13 protein-coding genes and 1 tRNA gene are annotated in these 15,300 nt (G+C 55.8%); 6 read left to right on the top strand and 8 right to left on the bottom strand.

Annotation, left to right across the window (positions count from 1 at the left end; translation table 11 throughout):
- Window positions 1-58: 58 nt before the first annotated feature.
- Genes N3G78_00350 through sppA form a run of 3 tightly spaced genes read left to right on the top strand, consistent with a single transcriptional unit; the run spans window position 59 to window position 4,337 of the window.
- Window positions 59-2,686 (top strand): CBS domain-containing protein, encoded by a 2,628-nt coding sequence (locus N3G78_00350; protein ID MCX8116365.1) that lies wholly within the window; start codon window positions 59-61, stop codon window positions 2,684-2,686.
- The gene (locus N3G78_00345) at window positions 2,686-3,417 is read left to right on the top strand and encodes a segregation/condensation protein A (protein ID MCX8116364.1); all 732 of its coding nucleotides are present in this window, start codon (window positions 2,686-2,688) and stop codon (window positions 3,415-3,417) included. Before N3G78_00350 ends, N3G78_00345 begins: the two co-directional genes overlap by 1 nt.
- Window positions 3,418-3,446: 29 nt before the next feature.
- Window positions 3,447-4,337 (top strand): signal peptide peptidase SppA, encoded by an 891-nt coding sequence (gene sppA, locus N3G78_00340; GenBank protein ID MCX8116363.1) that lies wholly within the window; start codon window positions 3,447-3,449, stop codon window positions 4,335-4,337.
- 58 nt (window positions 4,338-4,395) lie between these two features.
- On the opposite strand, the gene N3G78_00335 is transcribed toward sppA, so the two are convergent.
- Window positions 4,396-5,136, bottom strand: a complete 741-nt coding sequence (locus N3G78_00335; protein ID MCX8116362.1) for a uracil-DNA glycosylase — start codon at window positions 5,134-5,136, stop codon at window positions 4,396-4,398.
- 148 nt (window positions 5,137-5,284) lie between these two features.
- Between N3G78_00335 and N3G78_00330 the strand changes: the two genes are divergently transcribed.
- From N3G78_00330 to N3G78_00320, 3 genes are all read left to right on the top strand, one after another.
- Window positions 5,285-5,361, top strand: a tRNA-Arg gene (locus N3G78_00330).
- A 257-nt stretch (window positions 5,362-5,618) separates the two neighbouring features.
- On the top strand, window positions 5,619-5,921 hold the full coding sequence (locus N3G78_00325) for a hypothetical protein (GenBank protein ID MCX8116361.1): 303 nt from the start codon (window positions 5,619-5,621) through the stop codon (window positions 5,919-5,921).
- 68 nt (window positions 5,922-5,989) lie between these two features.
- A complete protein-coding gene (locus N3G78_00320) occupies window positions 5,990-6,349 on the top strand; it encodes an STAUR_1299 family protein (protein ID MCX8116360.1) in 360 nt (119 codons plus the stop codon).
- 8 nt (window positions 6,350-6,357) lie between these two features.
- Here N3G78_00320 and N3G78_00315 read toward each other — a convergent pair whose 3' ends face one another.
- The 7 genes from N3G78_00315 to N3G78_00285 all read right to left on the bottom strand — a co-directional run bounded on the left by N3G78_00315 (window position 6,358) and on the right by N3G78_00285 (window position 15,290).
- Window positions 6,358-8,664, bottom strand: coding sequence for a spermine synthase (locus N3G78_00315; protein ID MCX8116359.1), 2,307 nt, complete (start codon window positions 8,662-8,664; stop codon window positions 6,358-6,360).
- Between the two features lie 85 nt (window positions 8,665-8,749).
- On the bottom strand, window positions 8,750-9,475 hold the full coding sequence (locus tag N3G78_00310) for an ABC transporter ATP-binding protein (GenBank protein ID MCX8116358.1): 726 nt from the start codon (window positions 9,473-9,475) through the stop codon (window positions 8,750-8,752).
- Window positions 9,472-10,239, bottom strand: coding sequence for an ABC transporter ATP-binding protein (locus tag N3G78_00305; protein ID MCX8116357.1), 768 nt, complete (start codon window positions 10,237-10,239; stop codon window positions 9,472-9,474). Before N3G78_00305 ends, N3G78_00310 begins: the two co-directional genes overlap by 4 nt.
- Window positions 10,223-11,209 carry a branched-chain amino acid ABC transporter permease gene (locus N3G78_00300; GenBank protein MCX8116356.1) on the bottom strand — a complete coding sequence of 329 codons (987 nt, stop codon included), beginning with the start codon at window positions 11,207-11,209 and terminating at the stop codon, window positions 10,223-10,225. Before N3G78_00300 ends, N3G78_00305 begins: the two co-directional genes overlap by 17 nt.
- Window positions 11,210-11,228: 19 nt before the next feature.
- On the bottom strand, window positions 11,229-12,089 hold the full coding sequence (locus tag N3G78_00295; protein MCX8116355.1) for a branched-chain amino acid ABC transporter permease: 861 nt from the start codon (window positions 12,087-12,089) through the stop codon (window positions 11,229-11,231).
- Window positions 12,090-12,164: 75 nt separating this feature from the next.
- A complete protein-coding gene (locus N3G78_00290) occupies window positions 12,165-13,448 on the bottom strand; it encodes an ABC transporter substrate-binding protein (protein ID MCX8116354.1) in 1,284 nt (427 codons plus the stop codon).
- 87 nt (window positions 13,449-13,535) lie between these two features.
- Window positions 13,536-15,290, bottom strand: coding sequence for an aldehyde ferredoxin oxidoreductase family protein (locus N3G78_00285; protein ID MCX8116353.1), 1,755 nt, complete (start codon window positions 15,288-15,290; stop codon window positions 13,536-13,538).
- Window positions 15,291-15,300: the final 10 nt, after the last annotated feature.

The following is a 15,300-nucleotide window of genomic DNA, read 5'->3' as shown; positions in this document are numbered from 1 at the left end:
CCCGAAGGAGGTCCCAGGCCCTTTCGGGCCTCCTCACGCGTGATCGGATGCAAGAGACATGGAGGTCATCACCACCCATCTCAATGCCGATTTTGACTCATTGGGCTCGATGCTGGCCGCCAAGAAGCTCTACCCAGAGGCGGTGCTGGTCTTCCCCGGCTCCCAGGAGAAGAACCTTCGGGATTTCTTCATCCATTCCACCTTCTATGCCCTCGAGGTGGAGCGCATCAAACAAATCGATCTGGAACAGGTCCATCGGCTGATCCTGGTGGACACCCGGCAGGTGAGCCGCATCGGAAAATTCTCCGAGATCCTGTCGAAGCCGGGCCTGGAGATCCATATTTACGACCACCACCCTCCCTCCGCCGAGGATATCCGGGGATCTCTCGAGGTGATCGAAGAGGTCGGGGCCAACGTCACCCTCCTCCTCAAGCTTTTGAGGGCCAAGGGGATCCCCATCACCTCCGAAGAAGCGACCCTCATGCTCCTCGGCATCTATGAGGACACGGGAAACCTCACCTTTCCCTCCACGAAGGAGGAGGATTTCATCGCCGCAGGGTACCTCGTGCGACAAGGGGCCGACCTCAATATCCTTTCCAACGTCATCACCAAGGAGCTGACAGCAGAGCAGGTCTTTCTCCTGAACGATTTGATGGAGGCAGCCACGCGTTACGATATCCACGGGATCGATGTCGTCATCAGCCAGGCCTCGGTCGAACGTTACGTGGGAGACATCGCGGTCCTCGTCCACAAACTGATGGACATGGAGAACCTCAACGTCCTGTTCGCCCTCGTCCAGATGGAGGGTCGGATCTACCTGATCGGGAGGAGCCGGATCGAGGAGGTCAATGTTTCAGAAATCGCCTCGGAATTCGGAGGCGGGGGCCATCCCTCCGCTGCCTCGGCCACGATCAAGGGGATGTCCTTGATCGAAGCCCAAAGCCGACTTCTGACGATCTTGAGGGAGGCGGTCAGGCCGAGGAAGTTGGCCAGGGACCTCATGGTCTATCCCGTCAAGACCGTCGATCCGGAACAGACCCTCGAGGAGGCGGCAGAGGTCCTCTCCCGTTACCTCCTGGACGCCCTGCCCGTCTATAGGGAGGGAAAGGTATTGGGCTTGATCACGAAGGACGTCGTCGAAAGGGCCATCCGGCATGGGCTGAAGGAGGGTCTCGTCCGGGACTATATGGTGACCGAATTTTCTACGCTGACCCCTGAGGAGCCTTTTTCAAAGATCCAGGAGCTGGCCTTCGCGCAGAACCAGAATCTCATCCCCATCGTGCAAGAGGATCGGTTGGTAGGCGTCATCTCCCTGGCCGAGGTGATGCGAACCCTTCAAGAGGGGATGGCCCGATCCGGGAGGGATCATCAACCCCTCTATGCCCGGAAGAGGATGATCCCGAAATTGATCGAGGAACGATTCCCCGAGAGGATCCGAAATCTCCTCGTCGAATTCGGAAGGGTAGGGGAGGAGCTGGGATATTCGGTCTTCGGGGTCGGGGGGTTTGTCAGGGACCTCCTGATGCGGGTGGAGAATTTTGACATCGACATCGTCGTCGAAGGGGACGGGATCCGTCTGGCCGAGGAGTTCGGGAAGCGATTCCCCTGCCGGATTCGCACCCATAAAAAGTTCGGGACCGCCCTGGTCCTCTTTCCAGACGGGTTGAAGGTAGATGTGGCGACCGCCCGTCTGGAGGTCTATGAGTCCCCGGCCGCCCTTCCTACGGTGGAGCGGGGGTCGATCAAAGCGGACCTCTATCGAAGGGATTTCACGATCAATGCCTTGGCCGTGCATCTCAACCCCCGCTCCTTCGGAGAGCTGATCGACTTCTTCGGCGGGGTGAAGGATATCAAAGAGCGGATCATTCGGGTCCTCCACAACCTCTCCTTTATCGAGGATCCCACCCGCGCCTTCCGGGCCATCCGCTTCGAACAACGCTTCAAATTCCAGATCTCCAAGCATACCCAGCAGCTGATGAGGAATGCGGTGAAGATGAGGATCTTCGATCGACTTTCCGGAGGGAGGATCCTTTCCGAATTTCTCCTCCTCTGCCAAGAGGAGAATCCCCTCCCCGCCTTCCGGAGGATGAAGGACTTCAACCTCTTCCCGGTCTTCCATCCGAAGCTCCAGGTGGGGGAGGAGACCTTCGTCTTGTTCGACCAGATCCACCATGTCCTCTCCTGGTTTGACCTCCTCTTCCTCGATGAGAAGTATGAACGGTGGCTCATCTACCTCTATGGCCTGGTGGACGGTCTGACGGAGGCCGAGGCTTCCGAACTCTGCGAACGGTTAGGGATGAACGCACGGCTCAAGGACCGGGTGATGGAAGGCAAGCGCCAGGCCCACCTCACCCTGTCGACCTTCTATTCCTGGATCAACGCTGGGAAGGAGCCCAAACGGTCGGAGATCTACACCCTCCTCCATCCCCTGCCCACCGAGGTCAAACTCTTCATGATGGCCAAGACGAGTCAGGTCGCCACCCGGCGATACCTCTCTCTCTATTTCACCCAGTTGAAGGATACCAGACCCCTTTTGAAAGGGGCCGACCTCGTTCAGATGGGGTTGAAACCCGGCCCGATCATCCGGAAACGATTGGAAGACCTTCTCAAGGCCCGTTTAGACGAATTGGTCGTCACCCGGCAGGATGAGGTCCAATTTGTGAATCGATTGACGGGGATGGGGTGATGGAAAAAGACCTTTCCGCTCGGGACATTCCTCCCTACACGGTGCGCCTACAGACCTTCGAGGGTCCCTTGGACCTCCTGCTCCATCTCATTCAGAAGAACGAGATGGACATCTTCGACATCCCCATCGCCCAGATCACCGAACAGTATCTCGAATACCTCAAGTGGATGAAGATCCTCAACCTCGATGTCGCGGGCGAATATTTGCTGATGGCTTCGACCCTGCTCCACATCAAATCGAAGATGCTCCTGCCCCAACCCTCGCCCGAAGAGGAGGAGCCCGAAGACCCCAGGACCGAGCTGGTCCGGCGGCTGATCGACTACCAGAAATATAAGAAGGCCGCCACGGAGTTGAACGAGAGGCCCCAGCTTGAGCGGGACGTCTTCGTCCGTCTGGTCTCGGAGGTCCCCGAGGGGCGGGAGGAGGAATACCTCGAAGTCAACCTCTTCGAACTCATCGATGCCTTTCGCAAGGTGTTGGAGCGGGCCAAAGAGGAACCGGTGCACGAGGTGGTGCTGGAACGGCTGACCGTGGAAGAGAAGGCGCAGGAGATCCTCCTACTTCTTCAGAGGGAGAGGCGAAGCCTGCCCTTCCACCTCCTCTTTCCCGATCAGGCCTCCCGCCGGGTGATCATCATCACCTTTCTGGCCGTCCTCGAGCTGGTCAAAGCGAAATGGATCAGGGTGTTTCAGGCCGCGCCCTTTGAAACGATCCGGATCTCTCCCCTCTAACTCAAGGGGTTACCGTCAAGGAGGGTTTTATGAAGCGAAAGCGAATCTTGGTGGGGTTGATGGTGATCGCAGGGTTGCTGACCTTCTTTTTCCTCCTCCTCTTTTTCATCGGTCAGCACGCCTTGAGGTCCACGGCTTCCACCTTCGCCTTTGGTGACAAGATCGCCATCATCGAAATCCGGGGGTTGATCACCCAGTCCCAGGCCATCATCGACGAGCTCCATCAGCATCGGGATGATGCGGGGGTCAAGGCCATCGTGTTGAGGATCGACTCTCCAGGGGGCGGGGTGGGGCCTTCCCAGGAGATCTACCGGGAGGTCATGAAGGTCAAGACGGAGCACCATAAGAAGGTGGTCACCTCCATGGGATCGGTGGCCGCCTCCGGTGGCTACTACATCGCCAGCGCCTCCGACCTGATCGTGGCCAACCCCGGGACGATCACCGGTTCGATCGGCGTCCTCATGGAATTCACCAACATCGAAGAGCTGTTCAAAAAGATCGGCATCAAAGGGGTCGTCATCAAGAGCGGCGAGCACAAAGATCTCGGTTCTCCGTTCCGGGAGATGACCCCCGAAGAGAGGAGGCTCCTCCAAGGGGTCATCGACAACGTCCACGAGCAATTCATCCAGGCGGTGGCCGAGGGGAGGAAGATGGATCGCGCCAAAGTGGCCCAGGTGGCCGATGGTCGCATCCTCACGGGCGAACAGGCCAAGGCCCTTGGCCTCGTGGATCAGCTGGGCAACCTTCAGGACGCCATCGATGCCGCGGCCAAGATGGTGGGCATCGAAGGAGAGCCCCAAATCGTCTACCCCAAAAGAAAGTTTTCTCTTCTTGAACTGCTGATCGAGGGGGTCACGGATGCCCTTCTGAAAGGCCTGAGGGAGAAGGGGGTAGAACTGAATTATCGGCTTCACCTATAGGCCTTCGGGGGAGATTGCCTCCCGATCGCAAGAGGAGGGCCTTTCAAATCTCTCTGGGTCACCGTTCTGCACCGGCAAGGGCCTGGGCAATCCGTTTCATATCCTCCCAGACCTCGCGCTTCTTATCCGGATTCCTCAGGAGATAGGCGGGGTGATAGGTGGGGAAGACGGGGATGCCCGAAACCTCGAAAGATCGTCCTCGCAAGGCCGTGATCTTCGCATCGGTCCGGAGAAGCGTTTGTGCCGAGACCGTCCCCAAGGCACAGATGACCTTGGGCCGGATGGCCTGGATCTGCTTCCACAGGAAAGGAGAACAGGCCTCGACCTCCTCGGGCTCGGGATTTCGGTTCTGGGGAGGACGGCACTTCACGATGTTGGTGATGTAGACTTCCTCCCTTTGGAGCTGAATGGCCTGGAGGATCCTCGTCAAAAGCTGCCCGGCCTTTCCCACGAAGGGTCTTCCTTGGACATCTTCTTCATAACCCGGACCTTCTCCGATCAGCATCAGCCTGGCCTGCTCGTTTCCTTCGCCAAAGACGATCGTCTTGCGGGTCCGGTGCAGGGGACACCGCCTGCAGTCGCCGAGCTCGCTTCGAATCTCGGAAAGCCCGATCCGCTTAGCGGTTGAAGACCGGGAGGGAGGAGGGAGGTCTTTGCGACCCGTGTCCCGGGGGGCTTCGCATGAGGGGCGAAGCGGGTCGATGGTTCCGGGGAGGACGAGCTCGTTGACCCCCAGCCCTTTCAGGTATTGGAAATAGGCTTTCAAGTCGGAGATGGTTTCGTAAAAAAGAGGGTTCATGCCTTACACTCCCTATAATCCCCTTCTTCTCTTCTTGTCAAGCCTAACCGGTGAGATCGCCCCGGGGACTTTACGGGCCTTCTGAGGGGACGAAAAAAATTCCCTCCCATCTTGACGGATGAGACAGAACATTATATTTTAATGCCATGCCCCTGTAGCTCAGGTGGATAGAGCAACGGATTCCTAATCCGTGTGCCGCCCGTTCGAGTCGGGCCAGGGGCGCCAGAGCTTGTCATTGACTTCATTACCTTCCTCGAAGGACCTGTCCAAAAAGGAGCGCTCCATCCTTAAGGGGCTGAAATCTTTTCGGCCAAATGAAGACGCCCCTTCACCTCTATCGCCCTCAAAAAGAAGCCACCAGGATTCCACGGAAAGGAAGGCATTTCGTTGTCCCAAGTGGCACCGGATCGGGAAAAACCTTGACTTATTTCGTTTCCTATTTGAGGCGATCCCGAGGACTCAGCCGGAGGAGGCAAAAAACCATGCCACGGAGAAGGAGATGGATCTATTTTTGTGAGAAATTAGGTTTGATTGCCATGGCAAGACCTTCTGGGTGTTGGAAGAGAAAGACATTCGCCAATTGGGGGAGGATCGACACCGAAGCTTGGTTTTGGGAGGGTATTTTCGCCAAAGAGACCGGATGGGGCTTTAGAGAGGGCAGAAGGAGTGATGATTCACACGACCTCAAAAACCGCCTGAAATGGAATTTGAAAGCCTTAGAGATAGGTACGTTGATAGGAATGAGGGACCCCCTCGACATTTTGACCTTTCGTAGGAGGGGTTAAAAAAGATTTACCCACTGCAGGGGGAGGACGGGGGCGGTGAGGCTCCCTTGAAAGGGATTGGTCGATCTATGGCTGACTATAAAGAGATTCTATTATCGAAGGCCTTCAGGGTGATCCCTGGAATCGATTATAACAGGGTTTCCTACGAGATGAGGCAAGAGGAGGCAGGTTTCCTCCTTTATGAAGTGGTGCTCAAGGAGGGCGACCCCTGGGACTATTTGAGGGATCGAATTTATCCCAATCTCGCAAAGTATTTAAAAGAGAAAGGCATCGACCCGGCCTCGGGCGAAGGGTTTGTCATCTCCCTCTTCTTTAAAGATTACGTTTACTTTATCAGGGGCTCCGATTTCATCCAGGGGTTCTGCGAGATGGAAGGGTTGAACCCTTCGGCCTTCCACTTTCGCGTCTTGAGATGGCTGTCGAATTGACTTTTCGGTCAAGGAGGGCTCTTTTGAATCCTCCTAAACATGAGAAGAAGGAGGAGACTGCTCGCCTTGAGGAGGGCAAGGGCCAGACAGGTCCGATGGAGGCCGAGGACAGGGAGCAGAAGGACCCCTCCCAAAAGCCCTCCGAAGAATCCCCCCACAAGATCCGCTCCATAGAGCAACCCGGCCGTGTGTGCCACTTTTCCTTTCCCAGATCGGGTGCCCAGGTAGAGTTTGGCCGATAAAGGAAACTGGAACCCCACCAAGGTCCCACAAAAGAGGGACATCAGCAGAAACATTCCGAAGAGCGTAACGGATATAGCGGGCTTTTCAAGATGGCGCGCTGGAAATGTGAGGATCGTGGGGAGAAGGGCTGAAAAGAGGATCAAGGCCAGCTCGGAGGCCAGAAAGAGGCCCACGGCGTTCCTGATTCGATCGAGGGACCGGGTGACCCCGAAACTGCCCAAGGCAACGCCGACCATGAAGACGGTGATGAGAAGCCCGATCTGATGATAGAGGTATCCGAAGAGGGTCTGGAAGGTGAACAGGAGGGCCAGATCGAGGATCATATCTGTGACGCCGGAGGTCAGGATCGCATAGGGAACGGCATAGCCCGAGAGCGCCGGCTTTTTGAAGAAGAGGAGTACAAGAATCGAGGTCAGCGGGACCAAGAGCCATAGAAACCAGGTTAGATTCAAACCGGAAAACCAGGCGAACCACGGAGAGAGAGGGGGAGAGAAGAGGGCGGTCCAATAAGAGAGGCTGAAAAAGACGGCCAGGGGTTTAAAATCGGAGTTGATGTGGACCCCTTCCCGTTTCATCGACTCCTCATACCAGCGTTGCCACCTCTCATGGAGCCGGTATTCCACATAGTTTCGGGTGAAGAGGTGGGTCCGCACCTTTCTCTCTTCCAACCTCTTCATCAGGTCCTGGGGGGTGAGCCTGGGCAAGGTTTCGGCGTCCGAACCGAAGTAGAGGTTGGTCTCGCCTGGGATGACCCTCACGTGACGAAAGACCCTCTTCAGGGTATCGAGGAGGCAACCATTGAACCTCTTCAACTCAGGGCTGATATAAGTCAATGAGCCGGGAAGGGTGAAGACCAGGAGCCCCCCGGGATACATCCTCTTTCTGGCCATGTCGAAAAATTCTTCTGAAAAAAGCCTGTTGGTCTGCAATTCCTGTGGGGAGGGGATCCCGATGAGGATGAGGTCGTAGCGCTCCGAAGTCCGTTGGAGGAAGAGACGGCCGTCGGTATGATGGATCTTCACTCTCGGATCGGAAAGCTCGGATTGGGTGAGGGGGGTCGGATATTTTTTGATGAGGGTGAGCAGGAGGGGGTCGAGCTCGACATAGTCCACCTTCGAAACGGCATATTTTAAAATTTCGTGAATCACCCCGCCCGCCCCTCCGCTCAGGACGAGAATGGAGCTCGGCCTTTCGTGGAAGAGCATTGAAAAGTGAACCAGATCTTCTATCGAGGCGAGATCCGGCACCGGCGTCGTAATCGAGGGGACGCCGTCGGTAAAGAAGGTATATTGCTCTCCTCTCCGGGTGACGGTGAGGTTTCCATAGATGGAGTTTTCATTGTGAAGGACGGTCAATCCTTTCCACTGTTGCTGGAGGGAGAAGCGGTGGATCCGGTCCGACAGGGGGCTGAGGATCAGGACGAGGAACAGGAGGGTGTAGACCAGGCAGAGGAGAAAGGAAAGGTTCCTCGTTCGGCACCAGGGTCGCCCCAAGGGCCAGAGGAGGTAGGCTGAGATGAAGGCGTTCGTTAAAGAGACCATGAAAGCGATCTCAAAGGATTGGAAATGGCGAAGGAGCCAGAAGGTGATGAGCAACCCCCCCAGGATAGAGCCTATGGTCTCAAGAAGGTAAACCCTGCCGATCGAGGGCGCCTGGCCTCCCTCGGCCTGCGAATGGAGTTTGCTTCCGTAGGTGAAGAGGGCGCCGTGGGACATCGAGACCGGCAGGAGGATGAGAAACGAAGCGTATAAGATCGGGAGGATCCCGAGGCCCTCGCCTGGGGTGAGGCCGACCATATTTTTGAAGGTCCGACAGAGGTAGATGGAGAAGGGGAGGGCGACCGAAAAGAAGATCTGGAGGAAGACATAGACCTCCAGCTTCTTTCCCGTCCACTCCGCCGTCTTTCCGAGCAGGAATGACCCCAGGGCCTCCAGAAGGAGCCAGTTCGCCAGGATGATGCCCAGGGTGAGCTCGTTGCCCATGAAAGAGACGAGGAGTTCCCTGAGGAGAAGGATCTGGGCGACGATGCCGCTTGCGCCCATGATGAGAAGGGAGAGGTGGAGAGGAAACATGGCCATCCTCTTCATTCCATATCAGGATGTGCGTTCTTTGTAAAGGGGACGGTTTCGATCAGGCGATAGGGGGGACCTTCGAAGGTTATAGGACAAGATACTTTTTGACGATCTCCTCGTCCTGCCAGATCTCTTCCATCAGGCCCTGGTATTGGACCCTTCCCTTTTCGAGGATATACCCTCGATCGGAGGTCCTTCGGCAGAATTTTAGGTTCTGGTCGGCCAAGAGAATGGTTACCCCTTCGTTTCGAATCCGTTCGATCACCGAGGCGAGATTTTGGACGATCAGCGGGGCGAGCCCTTCAGAGGGTTCGTCCAGGAGGAGAAGTTCGGGATTCTTCATCAAGGCCCGACCGATCGCGAGCATTTTCTGTTCCCCGCCGCTCAGCTGGGTCCCTTTCCTCGTCTTCAGCGAGACGAAAACGGGGAAGAGGTCGTAAATTTTATCGTAACTCCATTGGATCTTGCCTTTGCTCGATAAGCGCCGGGCCATTTCGAGATTTTCAACAAGGGTCAGATCCGGGAAGATCCGGCGGTCATCCGGTGCATAGCCGATACCGATCTTGGCAATTTCATAGGGGGGTTTTCGGGCAATCGGAATTCCCTTGAAAAGAATCTCCCCCGATCGTGGGGGGGTCAGACCCATGATGGATCGAAGGGTCGTGGTCTTTCCCACCCCATTTCTTCCGAGAAGGCAGACCACCTCGCCCTCCCGAATGGAGAGGGAGATTTCTTGGAGGACATGGCTTTGGCCATAAAACGTATCCATTCGGTCCACGATGAGGATGGGAGGTTGGGTTTTTTCGGTCATCTCTTTTCCCAGTAGATTTCCTCGCCCAGATAGACCTTCCGGACCTCTTCATTCTGCCGGATCTCCTCGGGGGGGCCGTCGGCGAGGATCTGTCCCCGGTGGAGGACGACGATCCGATCCGAGAGGGAGAAGACGATGTCCATATCGTGTTCAACGATCACAAAGGTGGACTCCTTCTCTTTCGATAGCCTCCGGATGTTCTCGAGGACCTTCACCCTTTCCACCGGATTCATCCCGGCCGTGGGCTCATCGAGGAAGAGGAGCCTCGGCTCGGGGGCCAAGGCCAGCCCGATTTCGAGGAGCCTCTGGTCTCCGTGGGATAGGGTTCCTGCCAAAAGGTGTTTTTTATCCGACAGGCCGATTTCCTTCAACAACTGCTCCACCCTTTCATTGGCATCGGCCTGGCGATGGGCGGGGGTGTAGAACCTCATGCTTCGATTGAGATGGGAAAGGACCGGGATGAGGAGGTTTTCAAAGACGGTCAGCTTGGGGAAAATATTCATGATCTGGAAGGAACGGCAGATCCCCTTTTTGACTCTTTTATGGATGGGAAGCCGGGTGATCTCCTCACCGTTAAAAAAAACCCTTCCTGAGTCCGGCAGGATATTGCCGGTGAGGAGGTTGATAAGGGTCGTTTTCCCCGCGCCATTGGGGCCGATGATGGAAGTGAGCACCCCCTTCCGAAGGGTGAGATCGACCTCATCGGTGGCCGGCACCATCCCAAAATACTTTCTCAATTTTTCTGTTCTAAGAAGTTCCTCCATCGAGAACCTTCCGTGTTTTCCCCTGTAACCGTGGCAAAATTTTTTCCGAAAGGAAGATCACCACCCCCCCTCGGAAGACCAAGACCAGGAAGATGACGATCGCCCCAAAGAGAATCAACCAATACTGGGTGACCCGGACGATGAGGTCTTTCAGGAGATAAAAAATGACCGAGCCTACGATGGGACCAAAGAAGGTATGGATCCCGCCCAGGAGGGTCACCATGACGGGTTCAGCAGAGTGGGTCCAGTGGGCAATCGGAGGAGTGACGGTGTTCTCGAGTGGGGGGAGGAAAGCCCCTGCAAGTCCGGCATACAGGCCGGCAATCGTGAAGGCCAACAGGCGATACGCCCTCACCGAAATCCCTGCATAGGCTACCCGGTTTTCGCTATCCCGGATCCCCTTCAGGGTCAGGCCAAAGGGGGAATGGACCATTCGGTAAAGGATGAAAATCGCTATGAGGGAGAGGGCCAGGACGAAATAATAGTAATGGCTCAGGGGATTCATATCCAGGCTGAACAATCCAGGAAGGGTCAAGGGGGCCCTTGGGATCCCCACCAACCCATCGTCGCCTCCCGTCACCTCTCGCCATTTCCAGGCCAGAGAGTAGATCATCATGCCGAAGGAGAGGGTCAGCATGGAGAAATAGATTCGGGTGTGTCTGACGCAGAGGTAGCCTAAGAGGAGGGCGGAGAGTCCCCCCGCGAGGGTTCCCGCGAGGATACCCAAAAGAAGGGAAGGGGTCAAGAGGAGGATTTTAGCACAGGTGTAACTCCCGATGGCGAAAAATCCGGCCTGGCCAAAAGAGAGGAGGCCCGTATATCCCAGGAGGAGATTGAACCCAAGGGCGAAGACCGAAAGGATGAGCATGTGGATCAACATGTAGAGGAGATATTGTCCTCCGAAGGCCGGGAGGATCAAGAGGAAAAGAAGGAAGGCCCCGAGGAGGAGGCTTCGGAGTTTCGTGTCCATTTTTCTCCGTCCAAGCAGATTATTTTCCAAACAGTCCTTCGGGTTTAACCAACAATACCACCGCCATCACGACGAAGATGATGAAGAGTTCGAAGATGGGAAAGAGCAACACGCCAAAGGAGGTGAGGACACCCACGATCAAGGCTCCTACAAAAGCCCCCTTCAGATTGCCCAGTCCGCCGATCACCGTGATCACAAAGGCCTGGATGATCATGGAGGTCCCGATTCCAGGGGCGACCACCCGAACCGGCGTTCCCAAGGCCCCTCCGAGTGCCGCCAGCATGGCCGCAAAGACGAAGACCGTGGTAAAGAGAAAGGGGATATGGACACCGATCGCTCCTGCCATTTCCCGGTCAGAAGCGGCTGCCCGAATCATTTTCCCCCACCAAGTCTTTTCGAGGATGAGCCAGAGGATGAGGGCTACGGCCAATCCGGCAACGATGATAAAAACATTATAGATGGGATAGGGGCGTCCGAGGATCGAGAGGTTCCCCTCGAAGAAGGAGGGCATCGGAGGGATCATCGCCACCCCTCCCCAGATCATCTTGACCAAATCGTCGAATACGAGGATGAAGCCGAAGGTCAGAATTAATTGATAGGGGAGATCGATCTCGTAGATCCGGCGGAAGAAGAAGCGTTCGAGGATGGCCCCGATGATCCCTACGCCGATTAAACTGAGCAAGATGGAGAGCCAGAAATTGAGGCCCATCTTCCCATAGAGGGTAAAGGTCGCGTAAGCCCCCAGCATAAACAGGCTGCCATGGGCGAAGTTCAAAACGCCCAAAACCCCGAAGACGAGGGTCAGGCCGGCCGCCAGTAACCAAAGGTACATCGAAAAACTGAGACCGATGAGGCCTTGAAAAATTAGCTTTTCCAGCATAACGAATGGCGCACCTTTTCCACCCCTCCCCCTCGGGGGAGGGGTGGCCATCCATAGGGAGAAAAAGGGACGTCTCTATTTTGTCGTTGCAATGGGTGTGAATGGGGGATGGCGGAAATAGTCTTTCGCCGGGATCACCTTGAGGTCTCCTAATACGGGGATCGGATAATCCGGGCTTTTGACCGCTCGTCCTGCAGGGACGGTATAGACCGCCTGATGGTCTTCCTTTCGGATGAGGCGGATGCCCGCGGGAGTCTTCAATTCCATGCCTTCCAAGGCAGCCCCGACTTTTTCTCGGTCTAAAGATTTGGCCTTTTCCACCCCCGCTTTGATCGCATAGATGGTCGCATAACTGGCCTCTGCCGAGTAGTTCGGGAATTTGCCCCATCTCTTTCGGAAGGCTTGGACAAAGGCTTTGTTTTCAGGAGAATCGGGGTAGTTGTGTAAATACCGGGCCGTTCCCCAAAGTTTCCCCTTAAACCGATCGGCCTCGATCTCTCTCGAGATTCCTTCGAGAATATCGACCGATCCGCCCGTGGCCTGCCACCAGGCATGGATCTTGTCGAAGACCCCGAGCATCAGGGCCTGTCTCAAAAGCATGACCCCTTCGCCTGCCCAGGGGGTGGCAAAGATGGCATCGGGTTTTTCTGCCATCACGGCCGCGATATGGGAGGAGAAGTCCATCGTCCAGAAGGGGGCCCAGGCCGCCGCGACAAACTCCACATCGGGCCTGAACTTTTTTATATTTTCCTTGAAGAGGTTCCAAGCCACGTATCCGAACTCATAGTCGCAATTGATCCCTGCAATCCTTTTGACCTCGGGCATGTCCTTGAATACCCATGCGGCGAGGGCGTCCTGATAGATCGGAGCCGACATCCTGAAGATATGGGGGATCCCCTTCTGGGCCACCAGTTCCTCGGTCAATCGGTGGGTGGCCGCATGGCAGAAGAAGTGGAGGCGGTTCAATTCCGTCAGGACCGGGCCGACCGCCATGGCGCTTCCGCTGGAGTCCACGCCGAAGAGAAAATCTGCGCCCCAATCCGTGACGAGATATCGGGCGTTCTTGACGGCGGTGGCGGGTTTAAGCTCCTCGTCCATGAACTTCAATTCGAGTTTCCTTCCCAGGATTCCGCCCTTGGCGTTCACCTCTTCAATGGCGAGCGTGGCCCCTGCCATCATCTGCCAACCGTAATCGGCATGGGCCCCCGAAAGGGCCCCCTGGCCGCCGATCTTGATCGGGCCTGCCGACTTCTTGGCCTGGCCGTAGGTGACCCGGTAGTTGCCCAAACCGGCGCCAAGGGCGATACTTCCTATGAGCGCCTCCTTTATAAACTTCCTCCTCGTAAGTTTTTTGCTCATCGTTTCCTCCTCCTCTCCTCAATCTTCAGGCATTTTAAGGTTCGCCCTTTCCTATCAGATTTGGGTGGCCTTGTCAATAAATATTTTTCATTCCGGAATCCCTTCGGCGTTCCATCCTCTCAGGCTATAATAATCCTGGAGCATTTTTCGAAAATGTTCTCTGGAGATGGTCTTTCCATCTTGGCCGAGGGGTTCGTCAAAGAACCGCTTAGGAAGGGTATCCTCCTTGGGAGACATTCCCTCCCGGAGGTTGAATCTCCGGATTTCATTTTGGATGGTGGAGGAGATTTTTCTTAAACCTTTCTCGTCCAACTCGAGGCCGGTCGTGATTTCCACGATGGTGGAGAGGTACTTCCAATCCCAGTAGAGGTCCCGGTAAAACCGGCAGAGAATGAGGGAGTCATGGATATTGAAGCGGTCTTCGAATTCGAGGAATAGTTTGGCCTTCCCTTCGATCTGGTCGGGCGGGATCATATGGCTGAGCTCGGCCTTGTAAAAGGTCGATCGGAGATGGCAGGCCCCTCGATCGGAGGTGGCATAAGCCAACCCCATCCCTTTTAGGACCCTCGGCTCGTATCCTGCCGGGTCAAGGCCTTTGACATGGATGGCGATGTCTTCCATGTCCCAGGCTTTGGCGGCATGGCGGATCCCTTCGGCCAAAATGGCACCGATCCCTTTTTTGAAAGCGATGTCCTGAAGAAGCTGGGCAATCTTATCCACGTCGCCCCAGGGGATTTTTTCCGAAATCCGCCCCATCTCCGAGGCTTCCATGGCGAAGGCGCAGAGGCTTCCGGCGGAGATGGTGTCCAATCCTAACCGATCGCAGATGTCGTTGAGGTAGGCGATTTCCTCGATCTCGTGGACCATGCAGAGTCCCCCGAAGGAGAAGATGGTCTCATACTCCGGGCCTTCGATCTTAAGCCCTTTATGCCGACCCTCCTTGACCAGACTCAGATTCCCGCAGGCCATGAAGCACCGGAGGCAGGCGCTGGGTTTCACCTCGCAACGTTCCAGAAGGGCCTCGGCACTGATTTTTTCCCAGCCCTCGAACGTCCCCAGATGCCAGTATTTCGAGGGAAACCCCCCAACGGCGTTGTTCATCGCCACGAGCATGGGCGTACCGAGTCTTTTATAATTCTGGACTCCGGGGTTGTCTTTTCCTCTTTCGAAGGTTTCCCTGGCGAACTGTTCCATGCGGTCGGGGTGGGCGATCTCCCGCTTTTTCTTTCCATGAAAGACGATCGCCTTCACCTTTTTGGACCCCATCACCGCACCGACTCCGGTCCTTCCGAGGGAACGCCAGTAGTCGTTTTCGATCACAGCGAAACGGACCAAATTCTCACCGGCAGGGCCGATGACCATGGCCCCGGCCCCTTTTTTATCTGTCCGTTTTAACACTTCGTCTTCCGTTACAAAGGTATCCTTCCCCCAGAGATCTTTGGCCTCGTGGAAGGTCACCTTCTGATCGGAGATCTCGATCCAGATGGGCTCTGCCGAAGCCCCTTCGAGGACAAAGGCATCGTAACCCGTTCGGCTCATGGGTTCCGCCAGCCTTCCGCCCGAATAGGATTCGGAGAAAATTCCGGTCAAAGGGGATTTGGTAAAACACCCATGCCGGCAGGAGCCGTAAATCCGGCTATCGGTCACGGGTCCGAGGGCGAAGATCAGGCGGTTTTCGGGAGAGAGGGGATCAATACCCACAGGGTTTTCCCTCAGCAGGAGACGAATCCCAAGGCCTTTCCCACCCAGGGAGGTTTCATAGACAAGGTCTGGAAGATGGTCTTCTTTCAAGGTCTTGGTCTTAAGATCAAGTCGCAAAAATTTATTAAAAAAACCCTTCATCGTCCTATGC

Source organism: Thermodesulfobacteriota bacterium (assembly GCA_026415035.1).
Taxonomy (GTDB): Bacteria; Desulfobacterota; BSN033; order BSN033; family UBA1163; genus RBG-16-49-23.
Note: the sequence above shows the minus strand (reverse complement) of the source record. Positions and strands in the feature narration are given on the sequence as shown.